Source organism: Providencia sp. PROV182, assembly GCF_028480325.1.
Classification (GTDB): Bacteria; Pseudomonadota; Gammaproteobacteria; order Enterobacterales; family Enterobacteriaceae; genus Providencia; species Providencia hangzhouensis.
This window is the reverse complement of record NZ_JAMPOL010000024.1, coordinates 1-14,769: the sequence shown is the minus strand read 5'-3', so window position 1 is coordinate 14,769 and position 14,769 is coordinate 1. Positions and strand designations below refer to the sequence as shown.

Here is a 14,769-nt window from a genome sequence, read left to right as displayed (position 1 = left end):
ATGCACCTCCAAAATAATGAGGACAGACAACGTCGTTGACTTATCAAGAAGTGTCGATGAAAGCGGTTGCCTGCCAGGAACAGAAAAATGAATACCAAAAGGGTATTAGAAAATATTTTCTGGCAGTGCTTAGTTCATCGTGAGGCGTACCTGCGAAGTTGGGTGAGAAGTAAGGTCGCGTACATTATAAACAGATGGAATTGATTTGTGCAAATTATCGTGATTGGGGTTTTTCTGAAAGTCGTACAAACTAAAAATAGAAAAAGCCAGTCAACAATTGCAACTGGCCTTTTCCATTAACAACGAGATTTTATAACAACGAGATTTTTACGATTATGCAGAGGTGTGCTCTGACAACCCATTTTTTGCTAACCACTGAGCAATGCGCTGTTTTTCTTCTTCATTCAGCCACATACCCAATTTAGTGCGACGCCAAATGGCATCATCCAATTCTGTTACCCACTCATGTTTGACTAAGTAACGTAATTCTGCTTCATAGACATTCGCAGAGAAGGCTTCACCGAGGTCGCTGAGTGAATTTGCACCTTCAAGGATTAACTTACTGTTGCTACCGTAGGTTCTGGCAAAGCGTAGCGCTAAACCTTCAGGAAGCCATTGATAATGTTGACGCAATACACGTGCATAACCATCACGGTCACAACCTTCGATATCGCCACCTGGTAACTGACCATTTTTAGTCCATGGGCCACCTGCATTTGGATAGTAAGTCGCTAACTTATTCACAGCAGCTTCCGCTAATTTACGGTAAGTGGTTAATTTACCGCCAAATACAGATAACAATGGCGCTTGGCCTTGTTCATCGTGAATATCCAATGTGTAATCACGAGTAATGGCTTGTGGTGAGTCCGATTCATCGTCGCATAGTGGGCGAACACCTGAATAGTCCCAAACAATGTCACTCACGGTTAACTGTTTTTTGAAGTGGTCGTTATACACTTTCAGTAAATAGTTAACTTCGTTTTCATCAATTTTGACGTCTTTCGGGTCGCCTTTGTATTCTACGTCAGTGGTGCCGATGATAGAAAATTCATCCATCCACGGGATAACAAATACAATACGGTTATCTTCATTTTGTAAGATGTACGCTTGTGGTTCATCATGAGCACGCGGAACGACAATATGGCTCCCTTTGATTAGGCGAATACCGTAAGGTGATTTTAATTTCAGCCCATCATCAAAGAACTCTTTTACCCAAGGCCCTGTGGCGTTAACCAGCCCTTTTGCTTTCCATGTATGGGTTTCGCCTGTACGTAAGTCCTGAGCCTCAACAACCCATAAGCCGTTTTCACGGTAAGCGCGAGTCACTTTTGTGCGAGTACGAACCTCACCACTCTTACGTACCACTTCTTGAGCGTTTAACACAACTAAACGCGCATCATCAACCCAACAATCGGAATATTCAAAACCTTTTGTTAGTTCAGGTTTTAGTACAGAGTTTTGGTTGAATTTCAGCCCCTTACTACTTGGTAAGCTGACACGTTTGCCTAAATGGTCATATAAGAATAGGCCAATACGGATCATCCAAGCTGGACGTAAATGAGGCTGATGAGGTAAGCGGAAGCGCATTGGGAAGGCAATATGCGGTGCTAATCGTAATAGCACTTCACGTTCTGCCAAAGCTTCGCTGACTAATCTAAATTCATAATGCTCTAAATAACGTAAGCCACCATGAATGAGTTTAGAACTCGCAGATGAAGTCGCACTTGCCAAGTCTTGAGCTTCGAGCAGTAATACCGATAATCCACGACCTGCAGCATCTGCTGCAATTCCAGCGCCGTTGATCCCGCCGCCGATGACAATCAAGTCTTTAGTTTCCATGCATCCCCCTGAGATGTTCGAAACGCTTTCAATAATGTTCGTTTTCGCTCATTTGATTGTAGTCAAAATAGATAGTGATGCCAACTATTATTAATGAAAAAAATAACAACTGCGTGATATTGGTAACAATTTTTTTTCAATACCCACATATAAAGTATTGTTATTTACAAGAGGGAAAAGAGGGTTTCGCGCGAAAAAGAAAAAAACACCTGTAAGGTGGGGGACTATGGTGGGGAAGGGGACTAATGAACATGATGGTAGCTGGGACTACCATCATGAAGGTAACTATTTGATTAACAAAGCTCTAATTGAACATTATGTTGCTCAATCACTTTGAGAATGCTGTCTGGTGGCTGTTTATCAGTAAATAAATAGTCAATTAGATTCATATTACCCAAATTAACCATCGCGTTACGACCAAATTTAGAATGATCGGTGACAAGCATGACACAACGTGAATTTTCAATAATCGCGCGTTTGGTACGAACTTCGTGGTAATCGAACTCAAGTAATGAGCCATCCATATCAATACCACTGATACCTAAAATGCCGTAATCTAACCTAAATTGGGAAATAAAATCGAGGGTCGCTTCACCGACAATACCGCCATCCCGTGATCGTACTTCACCTCCCGCTAAAATTAGGCGGAAGTCTTCTTTTGGCATCAGCAAGGTAGCGACGTTAAGATTATTGGTCACCACACGTAGGTTTTTATGGTTAACCAGCGCATGAGCAACCGCTTCAGGGGTTGTACCAATATCAATAAATAGTGTCGCACCATCAGGGATCTGGCTTGCAACATGCTGCGCGATACGCGCTTTTTCATCTGACCACATGATTTTACGGTCATTATAAGCTGCATTCACAGAACTTGAAGGCAGTGCTGCGCCACCGTGGTGCCGCTGAATTTTATTCTGTTCAGCGAGGTCATTGAGGTCTCGACGGATCGTTTGAGGGCTAACCTCAAAGTGTTCGACGAGTTCTTCAGTACTGACATATCCCTGAAGACGCACAAGCTCAACTATTGCATCATGTCTCTGGGTTTGTTTCACAGCGTTAGCCTCTAATTATTAAAATGTTTTATCTGGAGCTCTGGTGTTTAAAACTGTGCCTATTATCCCATACTCCCATCAATAAGCCGATAATTAACCCTGAAGTATGTGCGGCATTGGCAATATGCATACCTAAAACATCGAAGTAACCGAAAAAAAGCCAGATAATCGAGAATATCATTAACCCTCGAGGAACACTGATGCCACTTTCGGGACGACGTTCACCCGTTAACCACACATAGCTGACAAGGGCATAGACGACACCAGATAAGCCGCCAAAGTTGTTTTCACTAAACAGCGACTGCCCCCAGTTACTAAACAGCGCTGAGACCAGTAAGATAGTGAATAATTTACCCGTTCCGAGCTTTCGTTCTACTTGCCCAGCTAAAAACCACCAGAGCGCAAGGTTGAAACCAATATGTGATAGCGAAAAGTGCACCAATGCAGGACTAAACCAACGCCAAAGTTCCGTTTGTTGGTCGCCAATAGGCCATGCCAAATAACGTAGAACTTCTCGTGCATCAGTCATTTCTACCCAAAGATATACAACAATCGACAACAAAATAACAGCGATAGTTAAAGGGCCAGATTGTTCTTTAAGGTAACCCCAAGTTAGGTAATTGCGATATTGAAACTGGGTATCTGCGCTTCCCGTGTGCCAACTGGCTTCTAGGTAGCGAGGGTGATTTGGGTCTTGTAGAAAAATATCTAATTCTTTTTGGACTTGAGGTTGAAGTTGCTCATCTTCTAGCCAAAGCTCAAAGACAGCTTGTTCCTGTGATGGCTTTATTTTTAAGTGAATATTTTTGCTAGCCATATAGTCAACAAAGGCTTGCGCCATTCTGGGATTAGCAAAGGAGGTGATGTGGATCATGAATGCGTTTTCTCATCTAGAGAGCCGTAACGGCTTGTGGATATTCCCTTAACCATGCTTCAAATCCACCATTGATGCTATATACAGATTCAAAGCCAATGTTGATCAGATATTGTGCAGCACCTTGGCTACTGTGCCCATGGTAGCACATCACCATAACAGGTTGTTCGTAATCCGTTTGTTCTAAAAATTGGCTCAGTGACTCATTGGTGAGGTGATAGGCTCCACTCGCATGGCCTGCACGGAAACTTTGTGGGTCTCGTACATCTACCAGTATGGCCGTGCCGTCTAACCAATGTTGATAGGCTTGTTCTGGTGTTAGTGTTTCAAAATGGTCCATAAAATACCGAATACAGTAGGTAACAACCCATTAAAGGTTAAATAATAGGCACTCGTAAAAACAGAGTGCCAAATATTCGTGGTATTGATTAGTAGAAAGAGTGCTCGCCACGTTGGTGTTCAGTCAGGTCTTTAACGCCTTTTAGCTCACCTTCAAACATTTTGAGAAGTTCTTTTTCGATACCTTCTTTAAGCGTGACATCGACCATTGAACAACCGTTACACCCGCCACCAAATTGCAGAATTGCAAAGCCTTCATCGGTGATTTCCATCAGGGAAACACGGCCACCGTGGCTGGCAAGTTGTGGGTTAATTTGTGACTGTAAAACATACTCAACACGCTCAATTAATGGTGCGTCATCAGAGACTTTACGCATTTTGGCGTTCGGCGCTTTTAACGTCAGTTGTGAGCCGAGTTGGTCGGTAACGAAGTCAATCTCGGCATCATCCAAGAATGGAGCGCTAATTTCATCAACATAAGCAGATAATTTCTCGAACTTTAGTTCTTTATCTGTTGCTTCAACGGCACCCGGAGGGCAGTATGACACACCGCATTCTGCGGTTGGTGTGCCTGGGTTGATAACAAAAACACGGATTTGAGTTCCTGGCTCTTGATTTTCCAACAACTTGGCAAAATGAGCCTGTGCTGCTTCAGTAATATTAATCATAATCATTTGCTCAATAATAGTTGACTGCTTTAGTTGGTTATAATACGCCCATTTACCCCTTTCCTACAAGGTGCGACACAGTGACCATGCATCAACAGTACGTGCTCCCGCACAAATCAACAATTGTGCTGCGGCATTCATCGTGGAACCTGTTGTAATAACATCATCAATAACAGCAACATGTAGGTTTGAAACCGAGTCGTTTAAGGTAAATGCTCCCTTTAGGTTGTTTCGGCGATACTCACGTTTTAGTGTTGTCTGTGCCAGTGTAGCACGACTACGCGATAATGAATTTTGCGAATAGGGGATATTTAACCATCTGGATAAATTTTCGCCTATTAATGCCATGTGGTCAAATCCTCTCCACCACAGACGGCGGCGATGCAATGGAATTGTGACAATTAAGTCCGGTTTGTGCCATTTTTGTTGGCGGTAACCCGTGAGCCAAAATAACGCAAAGATACGAGCTAGAGTAAAAGCAAGTTGAGGTTGTTTTTGAAATTTAAACCGATGGATTAACATGCGCAAAGCGGCTTGGTATGGGGTTACAGTGATAATTCTCTGCCATGTAGGAGGGGTTTTTAGGCAGCGACCGCACTCTATGGTAGGCTGTTCACAGGGTAAAGCACAGCGCAAACAGCAGGTTGGCATTTTAGGCAATCCTTCGAGACAAAAACTACAAACACCTTGATGAGGTAATTTTAGTGATTGATGGCATAGCCAGCAGCCCCCCTCCATTGTTAGCATAGTAGAGTCCTGTTAAACGAGTTGACGAATAAATGAATGAAGAGAGTGTAACGATGGCAAAGTTATATTGGCAGACCGTTGGTGAAGGTAAACAAGATCTTGTGTTGCTGCACGGATGGGGATTGAATGCACAAGTCTGGCAAACAATTATTCCGCGAATCGCTTCGCACTTTCGGGTTCATTTGGTTGACTTGCCGGGGTACGGACGTAGCCAAGGGTTCTCCCCCATGAATATTCAATCGATGGCGAATATTTTGTGGGAGCAAGCCCCTAAAAACGCGATTTGGCTCGGTTGGTCACTTGGTGGGCTAGCTGCAAGCCGTATTGCGCTTGACCATCCTTATGAAGTCAAAGGGTTAATTACCGTTGCTTCTTCCCCATGCTTTAAAGCAGAAGAAAACGGTTGGGCAGGGATCCGGCCAGAGGTTTTATTAGGTTTCGAGCAGCAACTTTCGGCTGATTTTCATCGCACCGTCGAGCGTTTTTTAGCATTGCAAACTTTAGGCACTGAAAGTGCAAGAAATGATGCAAAAACTTTGAAATCTGTGGTACTTGAGCAGCCTATTCCAACTGTTGAAACACTAAATGCAGGGCTTGAATCATTACGTACCGAAGATTTGCGGGATGAATTAAAACAGTTACCTATTCCTTTCTTGCGCATTTATGGTTATCTCGATGGCTTGGTACCGCGCAAAATAGTGCCTATTTTAGATGAGCTGTATCCGAATTCGCCATCCGTGATTATGCGCAATAGCGCTCACGCGCCATTTATTTCTCATCCTGATGAGTTTTGCGAATACTTGTTGGATTTTCAAAGTCGTACCGAGGAATAAATAAAAAAAATCAGCCTAATTTGGGGCTGATTTTTTGTGGTGTCTCTATTATTTGATTTTATACACAAAATGAGCGCAATCAGTGCTTTCAGGGCAACCTTTACAGCTACTGCCTGTTAAACAAGCACTGATATCGACTTGTTCAATTTTTTCTAAACTGACTAGCTTCTCAACCATTGCTTTAATTAATGGGATTGGCGTATTTAGCTGCTCACTAAGTAGTGCGATGTCAGCTTGCCCATATAAGGCGATTAAATCTCTTATTTGTAGCAAGCTGGTCATCGTTTCATTCCTTAGTGGCAAGCATCTCTTGAACAGCCAGAGCATTGCTCTGCGGTTTTGCTCTTGATATTCAAGGTTACGCGGCTACGCATGCGACGTAAGAATATAAACAAGGCAAGGTTGAACAGGATAACCGCAGTAATGGTAATCAAGCTACTTTGTGGGTGTTCGCTGAAAGTCGCTGTTTGGTAAAATAGAGCTGCAAGACTATAAGCCACATTTAAACCCCACAGAATGGAGAAACTCATCCAGCTTTTATTGGTTTCACGTGCGATAGCCCCCATCACCGAGACGCAAGGCACATACAGCAAGACGAAGATGAGGTAGCTGTAAGCTGCAATTCCTGAACCAAATTTTGCTGCCATGGTTCCCATTGAGCCGGATTCCATCTCTCCATCGCCTTTACTAGCTTCGATAGGGTTTGATAACGCGCTTAAGGTAAAGGTTTCTTTTAAGCTATCCCAAGTTTCAGAAACCGCATCTCCCAGTTCTTCCCATAAATTGAAAGATTCTGCATCAAACGGCTCAGATGTAATGGCTTCAGCGGTATACAGGGTGTTTAGTGTTCCCACTACCACCTCTTTGGCCATTGCCCCGGTAATCAACCCAACGGTCGCTTGCCAGTTATCAGCATGCACGCCAATAGGTTGTAAAGCAGGGGTTATGACTTTACTGACAGAAGCCAGTGCGGAGTCATTAATATTATCAACAGGCTTACCAGAGAAAGAAAAGCTATTTAATGCACCAATAAAGATACTGGCAACGATAATGACTTTACCTGCACGTACCACGAAGCCTTTGAGGCGTTGCCATGTTTGAATCAGTAGTGTTTTGATGTGTGGCACATGGTAAACCGGAAGTTCCATGATAAATGGAGAGGCTTCGCCACGCATGAGGGTATGTTTTAGTAGTAACCCAGTTAAGATAGCGACAACAATCCCTAAAATATAGAGAGAAAAGACCACACTTGCCCCATTTTTGCCAAAGAAAGCGGCAGCAAAAACGGCGAAAATGGCCAGTCTTGCCCCACAAGACATAAACGGAGCCATTAATACAGTAATTAGTCTTTCACGGGGTGCGTCTAACGTGCGGGCACCCATAATGGATGGTACGTTACAACCAAAACCGACAATCAAAGGTACGAAGGATTTACCCGGTAAACCTAGTGCTTGCATGAGGCGGTCCATTACGAAAGCCGCTCGCGCCATATAGCCCGAGTCTTCCAGTATTGAAAGGAACAGGTACATCATCCCGATTTGTGGCACTAACGGTAAAACCGTGTTAATACCGCCACCAACACCTTGAGCAAGGAAAATAGTTAGCCAATCAGGGAAGCTGAAATAATCTCCTAACCATTGAATTCCATGGATAAATATCGCTTCTGATGCGCCTTCAAAGAAGGGTTGTAAGGCGCCGCCAATGTTGATGGCTAAGACGAACATCAAATACATCACAAACAAGAAAATTGGTACGCCGAGCCAACGGCTCAGAATAAATTTATCCAGTGATTGTGTTAGTCGATTTGGTTCAGCGGCACTATTGTTAATCGCAGCATTGCAAATTGTGGCAATAGATTGATAACGTGCGTCGGCAATGAGTAATTCAGGTTCTTCGTTTAAGCTTTCTTTCAGTGTTTGGCGTATCGCCAGTAATTGCCCTTCAGATACTTCAGCGCGTTGGCGACTATAAATATCCCCTTCGAGGATCTGTAATGCTAACCAGCGGCGTTGCTGGTGGCTAAATTGTTGTGCTGAAATTTGTTCAGATAATGAATCCACTGCCTGTAATAATTGGGGTGGATATTCCACAAGGGCTTGCTGGCTATTTTGTGGATGTGTATCAATGGCTTTTTTCAGTTTATCGATACCAGTTGCTCGAGTTGAAACCATTGGGATCACAGGGCAGCCGAGCTGTTTTTCTAATTCAGCGATATTAATATCAATATGTTGGCTTTGAGCGATATCCAACATATTCAAGGCGACAATACATGGAACGCCTAACTCGACTAATTGTAATGTCAGATAAAGGTTACGTTCTAAATTAGACGCATCGACAACATTAATGAGCATGTCTGCCTCACCACTTAAAATAAAGTAGCAGGCGATTTGTTCGTCGAGAGAGGTTTGTTCAGAAATCGTGGTCAGAGAATAGGTGCCAGGTAGGTCAACGAGCTCGATTTTATGGTCATCTGTATGGAAGCGACCGACTTTTCGTTCAACAGTGACCCCAGCCCAGTTACCGACACGCTGTCTTGACCCTGTGAGCTGGTTGAATAAGGTCGTTTTGCCTGCATTGGGGTTACCAATTAAGCCGATGGTTAAACGTTTCATAGTGTTTGCCAATAATAAAAAAGAAATACTTAAGCGGTGGTCGCTTCATCTAGGTTGAGTAGGGCGAGATCCTTTTTGCGTAGCACTAAGCTGACACGATGAGTTTCTATTTGTACAGGATCGCCAAAAGGCGCTAAACGCACCACTTTAAAGACAGAACCCGGAAGTAAACCGAGTGAAAGCAGTTTTTGTCGGTATGCAGGACTGATTTCTGGGGAGAAACCAAGTATTTTGTAGCTGCATTGAGGAAGTATTGCCATAGTGTCTTCCTAATCATTTAATTCATAATGATATCGATGACAATTGTTAATGATTACAATTGCTCAGGTAACGAGACCACCAAACAACAATAAATCTAATTAACAATGAGAATCATAATCATCCACCTTTTATTATATTTAGCCTCTTTTTTCGTCAATTTGACTTGATATGGATCAACGAAGCATTGAGTTTGCGGTGTTTCGTTAGCAAAAATAATGGTGGGGTAAACGGGGGAGAGGGTTTAATTATGCCTAATATATTGGCTGGGGTAATTAATTACAGCATTATTTATTGAAATAGGCACCACAACAGGTACATTGCGATGCCTATTAACAGAGTTAACGTTTCTTGCCAAATGCAGCAGCAAGGGCATCACTCATGGCACTATTACCTGAAGATGCGTTGTTTTGGCGTGAACTTCCTCTTGATTGAGGTGTTTTACGCGTATTTTTTTCCTGTTCAGGGGCGGCACGGCGAGGAGAACTATTAGAATCCCCCGCTTGCTCATCTATACGCATCGTTAAAGCGATACGTTTGCGTGCAATATCAACATCTAACACTTTTACTTTAACAATGTCGCCCGCTTTCACCACCTTGTGTGGGTCTTCGACATAACTATTTGAAAGTGAAGAAATATGAACTAAACCGTCTTGGTGAACACCAATATCCACAAAAGCACCGAAGTTGGTCACATTAGTGACTGCGCCTTCTAATATCATGCCAGAAGTCAGGTCATTCATCGTTTCTACACCTTCTGCGAAGGTGGCAGTTTTAAACTCAGGACGTGGGTCACGACCCGGTTTTTCCAGTTCTTTAATGATATCAGTGACAGTTGGAACCCCGAATTGCTCAGTAGTAAAGTCACGTGGGCTCAAGGCATTAAGCACCTGTGAGTTACCCATAATTTCTTTGAGCGGCTGGCGGACAGACTCAAGAATTTTTTCAACAATCGGGTAAGCTTCAGGGTGAACAGTAGAAGCATCTAACGGGTTTTCACCATTGGTGATACGTAAGAAGCCCGCACATTGTTCAAAGGCTTTTGGCCCAAGGCGTGCAACTTTGAGTAACTGTTTTCTATCACTAAACTGGCCATTCTGGTCGCGCCAGTCCACCACGTTTTGTGCAATCATTTTGCTTAAACCGGCAACGCGAGTCAGTAAGGCAACAGAAGCGGTATTCAAATCAACACCAACGGAGTTTACACAGTCCTCGACGACCGCATCGAGTTTACGCGCTAACTGAGTTTGGCTAACATCATGCTGATATTGGCCAACCCCAATGGATTTAGGGTCAATTTTCACTAATTCAGCAAGCGGGTCTTGTAGGCGACGAGCAATAGATACGGCACCACGTAAAGACACATCTAAGCTAGGAAACTCCAAAGCCGCAAGTTCAGAAGCGGAATAAACAGAAGCGCCAGCTTCGCTGACAATAACTTTTTGTGCAGTGACTTCAGGGTACTGTTTTTGTACTTCAGCAAAGAAACGTTCCGTTTCACGAGAAGCGGTGCCGTTACCAATCGCTACTAATTCGACGTTATGTTTTTGGCAAAGTGCCGCAACGATGGTTGCCGCTTTTGCGGCTTGTCCGGTATGCGGATAAATCGTATCCGTCGCAATTAATTTACCTGTCGCATCCACAACTGCGACTTTCACCCCAGTACGTAAACCTGGATCTAAGCCCATGGTGGCACGCATTCCCGCTGGCGCCGCCATCAGTAAGTCACTAAGGTTACGAGCAAACACGTTAATAGCTTCCTCTTCAGCTTTTTCGCGCAGTGAGCTCATGACCTCTGTTTCTAAGTGCAGTAATACTTTGACACGCCATGTCCAGCTGATCACGGCTTTACGCCATTGGTCAGCCGGAGCATTATTTAAACGAATATCTAAATGGCGGGTGATAATTTCTTCGCAGTAACTTTCTTTTGGCGGTTCATCGAACTGCGGATCACAGTTTAATGAAAGTTGTAAAATTCCTTCGTTACGACCACGGAACATCGCAAGAGCTCGGTGAGAAGGGACTTGAGCAACAGGCTCGTGATGCTCAAAATAGTCACTAAATTTTACCCCTTCTTCTTGCTTACCTTCTGCAACAACAGAAACAAGGTGGGCATTTTTCCAAATATAGTCACGAACTTTCGCTAAAAGTGCCGCATCTTCGGCGAAACGCTCCATAAGGATATAACGAGCACCATCTAAGGCGGCTTTGACATCAGCAACACCTTTATCTGCATCGATATACGTTTTTGCAAGTTCGTCAGGTGATTGGCTAGGGTCATTCCATAAGGTGTCCGCTAAAGGCTCAAGCCCTGCTTCGATAGCAATTTGCCCACGGGTGCGACGTTTCGGTTTATAAGGAAGATACAGGTCTTCAAGTTCGGTTTTATTAAGCGTAGTGTTGATAGCGGAGGCAAGCTCTGGAGTCAATTTACCTTGCTCTTCTATCGATTTGAGAATGGTTTGTTTACGGTCATTTAATTCGCGCAAGTACCCTAAACGGCTTTCTAGCTGGCGAAGCTGAGTATCGTCCAACCCACCGGTAACCTCTTTACGGTAACGTGCAATAAACGGGACAGTATTCCCTTCATCTAATAGTGTGATGGCAGAAAAAACCTGTTTCGGCTGGGCTTGCAGTTCCGCTGCAATAATTTGGCTTAGAGTTTCATTCATGTCGAGTTTAAATACCTACTGAAAGAACAGTTAAAAAATTTACTGCACTGTTATACTTGGTGGTAACGAGAATTTCCAGACTGAATTTGAGCCTATTGGTAGGAAAGTCTCAGATTATGTTCTATAAAATACTATAATTATGGTTTCACTGATTAATATTCAAAGGTTATGACTAAAAGTCTTTTAATTACACGTGAAGGTTGGGATGCATTAGATAAAGAGCTGAAATACCTGTGGAAGGAAGAACGTCCTCGGGTTACTCAATCTGTTTCAGAGGCCGCAGCTCAAGGGGATCGCTCAGAAAATGCAGAATATATTTACGGCAAAAAAAGGTTGCGCGAAATTGATAGACGCATCCGTTTCTTATCCAAAAGATTGGATCAATTAAGGATTATCGAGCCTGATCCTCGCCAAGAAGGCCGTGTGTTTTTTGGAGCATGGGTTAAACTAGAAGATGAAAATGAAAATATCAGAATATTCCGTATCGTCGGTGCTGATGAATTCAACCCTACAAAACAATGGATTTCAATTGATTCTCCCGTAGCACGAGCCTTGATAGGTAAACAGGTTGATGATGAAATAACAGTAAATACGCCAGGAGGGCAGGTGACTTATTTTGTGTTAGAAATAAGCTACCAGCCACTAACCACCTGAAGTGTAAAATGATTCATTAAATCCTACGTTAGTGGTAAATTAGTGAGCATTAATATTGTTTTACTTACATTCATTAAAAAAATAATTTGAAAGATGCACATCTTGAGGGCTACAAAATGCAGGAAAGTTATAAGGTTCTTGTCGTCGATGATGATATGCGTTTACGTGCACTGCTGGAACGTTACCTCACTGAGCAGGGTTTTCAGGTAAGGAGTGCCGCGAACGCAGAACAGATGGACAGAATCCTGACAAGAGAATCTATTCATCTGATCGTCTTAGATCTAATGCTACCGGGTGAAGATGGCTTATCAATTTGCCGTCGCTTACGTAGTCAAAATAACCCAATTCCTATTATTATGGTAACAGCGAAAGGCGAAGAAGTTGATCGCATCGTTGGCTTAGAAATCGGTGCGGACGACTATATTCCAAAACCTTTTAATCCACGGGAATTGCTAGCTCGTATTCGTGCGGTTTTACGTCGCCAAGCTAATGAATTACCGGGTGCGCCATCTCAAGATGATGCGATAATTACTTTTGGTAAATTTAAATTAAATCTTGGGACACGAGAAATGTTCCAAGGTGATGAGAATATGCCATTAACCAGCGGTGAATTCGCGGTGTTAAAAGTGTTGGTTTCTTACCCAAGGGAACCGTTATCTCGTGACAAGTTAATGAGCTTAGCGCGAGGTCGTGAATACAGTGCGATGGAACGTTCAATCGATGTTCAAATTTCACGTTTACGCCGCATGGTTGAAGAAGACCCAGCACACCCTCGTTATATCCAGACGGTTTGGGGCTTGGGCTATGTGTTTGTTCCTGATGGAAGTAAAGCATGAAGCGACTGAGGTTCTCAAGGCGTAGTACATTTTCTCGCTCGTTATTTTTATTTGTAGCCTTACTGTTTGCGAGTCTCGTAACCAGTTATATGGTCGTGTTGAATTTTGTTGTAATGCCTAGCTTACAGCAATTCAACAAGGTACTGGCATACGAAGTAAGAACATTAATGACAGAGAAAATGGTTCTACAAGATGGAACCTCAGTGCGGGTATCTCCCGCGTTGCGTAAGAAAATCTACAATGAATTAGGAATTACCTTTTATGCACATTCAGCGGCGATGGAAGAAGGACTGAATTGGGCAAAAGAGTATGATTTTCTAAGTGAACATATGTCGGAATATATTGGTGGTAAGGCGAGTGTTCACCTTGAATTAGGCCGAGAATACCCCATTCTATGGCTAACGTCTTATCTCGCACCTGATATTTGGGTGCGAGTTCCACTGACTGAAATCGGCCAAAACCAGTTCTCCCTTGTTTTTCGCTATACATTAACAATTTTTCTCACCATTTTTGCAGGGGTATGGTTGTATATACGCTACCAGAACAAGCCGTTGCTTGAATTGGAATACCACGCAGGTGAAGTCGGCAAAGGGGTAATTTTACCCCCAATGCAGGAAAAAGGCGCCACTGAGGTTAGAGCCGCTATTCGTTCTTTTAACCACATGGCTGCAGGGATTAAAACCTTAGAAAATGACCGAACTGTCTTAATGGCAGGGGTAAGTCATGACCTAAGAACTCCCTTAACCCGTATTCGTTTAGCGACAGAAATGATGAGCCCAGAAGATAGCTATCTGGCTGAATCTATTAATAAAGATATAGAAGAGTGTGATGCGATCATCGGCCAATTCATGTCTTATCTGAAAACTGGTCAAGAAATGGATATGGAATTCTGTGACCTTAACGCTATTTTAATGGAAGCGGTGAACTCAGAAAGTAATGTCATCGGTGAAATTGAAACCGCACTTGAGCCTGGCTCAATGATTGTTAATGGTAACCCATTAGCAATTAAACGCGCGATTACCAATATGATTGTTAACGCTTACCGCTATGGTAATGGCTGGATCAAAGTCAGTAGTGGAAAAACGGAAGACTCCGTTTGGTTCCAAGTCGAAGATGACGGTGCAGGTATCAAAGAAGAAGACATTCATCGCCTGTTCCAGCCATTTGTACAGGGTGAAAAAGCTCGTAGCAACAAAGGCACAGGGCTAGGGCTAGCGATTATTCGCCGAATTGTCGATGCTCATGAAGGGAGCATTGAGATCCATAAGAGTGAGCGTGGTGGGTTTGCGATTAGGGCTTTGCTCCCTCTTAAAGAGAAAGAAGACTAAATACTCTTCACACTTTGTGCCGCAGCGTTGTTGGCTGCGTTCGGCTACTCAGGTCAC

14 protein-coding genes are annotated in these 14,769 nt (G+C 43.3%); 4 read left to right on the top strand and 10 right to left on the bottom strand.

From position 1 onward, the window contains the following. Window positions 1-333: 333 nt before the first annotated feature. The 6 genes from glpD to PR834_RS16585 form a co-directional block, all read right to left on the bottom strand. The gene (gene glpD / locus PR834_RS16610) at window positions 334-1,839 is read right to left on the bottom strand and encodes a glycerol-3-phosphate dehydrogenase (protein ID WP_112307981.1); all 1,506 of its coding nucleotides are present in this window, start codon (window positions 1,837-1,839) and stop codon (window positions 334-336) included. Between the two features lie 293 nt (window positions 1,840-2,132). Next, the gene (locus PR834_RS16605; RefSeq protein ID WP_004262881.1) at window positions 2,133-2,891 is read right to left on the bottom strand and encodes a DeoR/GlpR family transcriptional regulator; all 759 of its coding nucleotides are present in this window, start codon (window positions 2,889-2,891) and stop codon (window positions 2,133-2,135) included. Between the two features lie 28 nt (window positions 2,892-2,919). Beyond that, a complete protein-coding gene (gene glpG / locus PR834_RS16600) occupies window positions 2,920-3,765 on the bottom strand; it encodes a rhomboid family intramembrane serine protease GlpG (RefSeq protein WP_036958607.1) in 846 nt (281 codons plus the stop codon). Window positions 3,766-3,781: 16 nt separating this feature from the next. Next, window positions 3,782-4,105, bottom strand: a complete 324-nt coding sequence (glpE, locus tag PR834_RS16595; RefSeq protein ID WP_004262879.1) for a thiosulfate sulfurtransferase GlpE — start codon at window positions 4,103-4,105, stop codon at window positions 3,782-3,784. A gap of 88 nt (window positions 4,106-4,193) precedes the next feature. After that, window positions 4,194-4,772: a Fe-S biogenesis protein NfuA gene (gene nfuA / locus PR834_RS16590; RefSeq protein WP_004266130.1), complete on the bottom strand. Its 579-nt coding sequence runs from the start codon at window positions 4,770-4,772 to the stop codon at window positions 4,194-4,196. A gap of 63 nt (window positions 4,773-4,835) precedes the next feature. Beyond that, entirely contained in the window at window positions 4,836-5,519 is a 684-nt protein-coding gene (locus PR834_RS16585; RefSeq protein WP_136134111.1) for a DNA utilization protein GntX, read from the bottom strand. Window positions 5,520-5,572: 53 nt separating this feature from the next. Between PR834_RS16585 and bioH the strand changes: the two genes are divergently transcribed. Further along, complete coding sequence (bioH, locus tag PR834_RS16580) at window positions 5,573-6,352, top strand: pimeloyl-ACP methyl ester esterase BioH (protein ID WP_272536792.1); 780 nt, start codon at window positions 5,573-5,575, stop codon at window positions 6,350-6,352. Between the two features lie 48 nt (window positions 6,353-6,400). Here bioH and PR834_RS16575 read toward each other — a convergent pair whose 3' ends face one another. The 4 genes from PR834_RS16575 to PR834_RS16560 all read right to left on the bottom strand — a co-directional run bounded on the left by PR834_RS16575 (window position 6,401) and on the right by PR834_RS16560 (window position 11,894). Then, entirely contained in the window at window positions 6,401-6,634 is a 234-nt protein-coding gene (locus PR834_RS16575; RefSeq protein ID WP_004262872.1) for a FeoC-like transcriptional regulator, read from the bottom strand. 11 nt (window positions 6,635-6,645) lie between these two features. After that, window positions 6,646-8,964, bottom strand: coding sequence for a Fe(2+) transporter permease subunit FeoB (gene feoB / locus PR834_RS16570; RefSeq protein ID WP_004262869.1), 2,319 nt, complete (start codon window positions 8,962-8,964; stop codon window positions 6,646-6,648). A gap of 29 nt (window positions 8,965-8,993) precedes the next feature. Next, window positions 8,994-9,224, bottom strand: coding sequence for a ferrous iron transporter A (gene feoA, locus PR834_RS16565; RefSeq protein ID WP_004262866.1), 231 nt, complete (start codon window positions 9,222-9,224; stop codon window positions 8,994-8,996). A 339-nt stretch (window positions 9,225-9,563) separates the two neighbouring features. Continuing rightward, the gene (locus tag PR834_RS16560; protein WP_272536791.1) at window positions 9,564-11,894 is read right to left on the bottom strand and encodes a Tex family protein; all 2,331 of its coding nucleotides are present in this window, start codon (window positions 11,892-11,894) and stop codon (window positions 9,564-9,566) included. Window positions 11,895-12,062: 168 nt separating this feature from the next. On the opposite strand from PR834_RS16560, the gene greB reads away from it, so the two are divergent. The 3 genes from greB to envZ all read left to right on the top strand — a co-directional run bounded on the left by greB (window position 12,063) and on the right by envZ (window position 14,712). Beyond that, window positions 12,063-12,548 carry a transcription elongation factor GreB gene (gene greB, locus PR834_RS16555; protein ID WP_004262861.1) on the top strand — a complete coding sequence of 162 codons (486 nt, stop codon included), beginning with the start codon at window positions 12,063-12,065 and terminating at the stop codon, window positions 12,546-12,548. 116 nt (window positions 12,549-12,664) lie between these two features. Next, a complete protein-coding gene (gene ompR / locus PR834_RS16550; protein WP_004266122.1) occupies window positions 12,665-13,384 on the top strand; it encodes an osmolarity response regulator transcription factor OmpR in 720 nt (239 codons plus the stop codon). After that, entirely contained in the window at window positions 13,381-14,712 is a 1,332-nt protein-coding gene (gene envZ, locus PR834_RS16545; RefSeq protein WP_036958604.1) for a two-component system sensor histidine kinase EnvZ, read from the top strand. The genes ompR and envZ overlap by 4 nt, the downstream gene beginning before the upstream one ends. Window positions 14,713-14,769 lie beyond the last annotated feature (57 nt).

Bases quoted from the DNA above. Each gene is read 5' to 3' on its own strand.
- glpD (WP_112307981.1), bottom strand. From the start codon at position 1,839: ATGGAAACTAAAGACTTGATTGTCATCGGCGGCGGGATCAACGGCGCT.
- glpG (WP_036958607.1), bottom strand. From the start codon at position 3,765: ATGATCCACATCACCTCCTTTGCTAATCCCAGAATGGCGCAAGCCTTT.
- glpE (WP_004262879.1), bottom strand. From the start codon at position 4,105: ATGGACCATTTTGAAACACTAACACCAGAACAAGCCTATCAACATTGG.
- nfuA (WP_004266130.1), bottom strand. From the start codon at position 4,772: ATGATTAATATTACTGAAGCAGCACAGGCTCATTTTGCCAAGTTGTTG.
- PR834_RS16585 (WP_136134111.1), bottom strand. From the start codon at position 5,519: ATGCTAACAATGGAGGGGGGCTGCTGGCTATGCCATCAATCACTAAAA.
- bioH (WP_272536792.1), top strand. From the start codon at position 5,573: ATGGCAAAGTTATATTGGCAGACCGTTGGTGAAGGTAAACAAGATCTT.
- PR834_RS16575 (WP_004262872.1), bottom strand. From the start codon at position 6,634: ATGACCAGCTTGCTACAAATAAGAGATTTAATCGCCTTATATGGGCAA.
- feoB (WP_004262869.1), bottom strand. From the start codon at position 8,964: ATGAAACGTTTAACCATCGGCTTAATTGGTAACCCCAATGCAGGCAAA.
- feoA (WP_004262866.1), bottom strand. From the start codon at position 9,224: ATGGCAATACTTCCTCAATGCAGCTACAAAATACTTGGTTTCTCCCCA.
- PR834_RS16560 (WP_272536791.1), bottom strand. From the start codon at position 11,894: ATGAATGAAACTCTAAGCCAAATTATTGCAGCGGAACTGCAAGCCCAG.
- greB (WP_004262861.1), top strand. From the start codon at position 12,063: ATGACTAAAAGTCTTTTAATTACACGTGAAGGTTGGGATGCATTAGAT.
- ompR (WP_004266122.1), top strand. From the start codon at position 12,665: ATGCAGGAAAGTTATAAGGTTCTTGTCGTCGATGATGATATGCGTTTA.
- envZ (WP_036958604.1), top strand. From the start codon at position 13,381: ATGAAGCGACTGAGGTTCTCAAGGCGTAGTACATTTTCTCGCTCGTTA.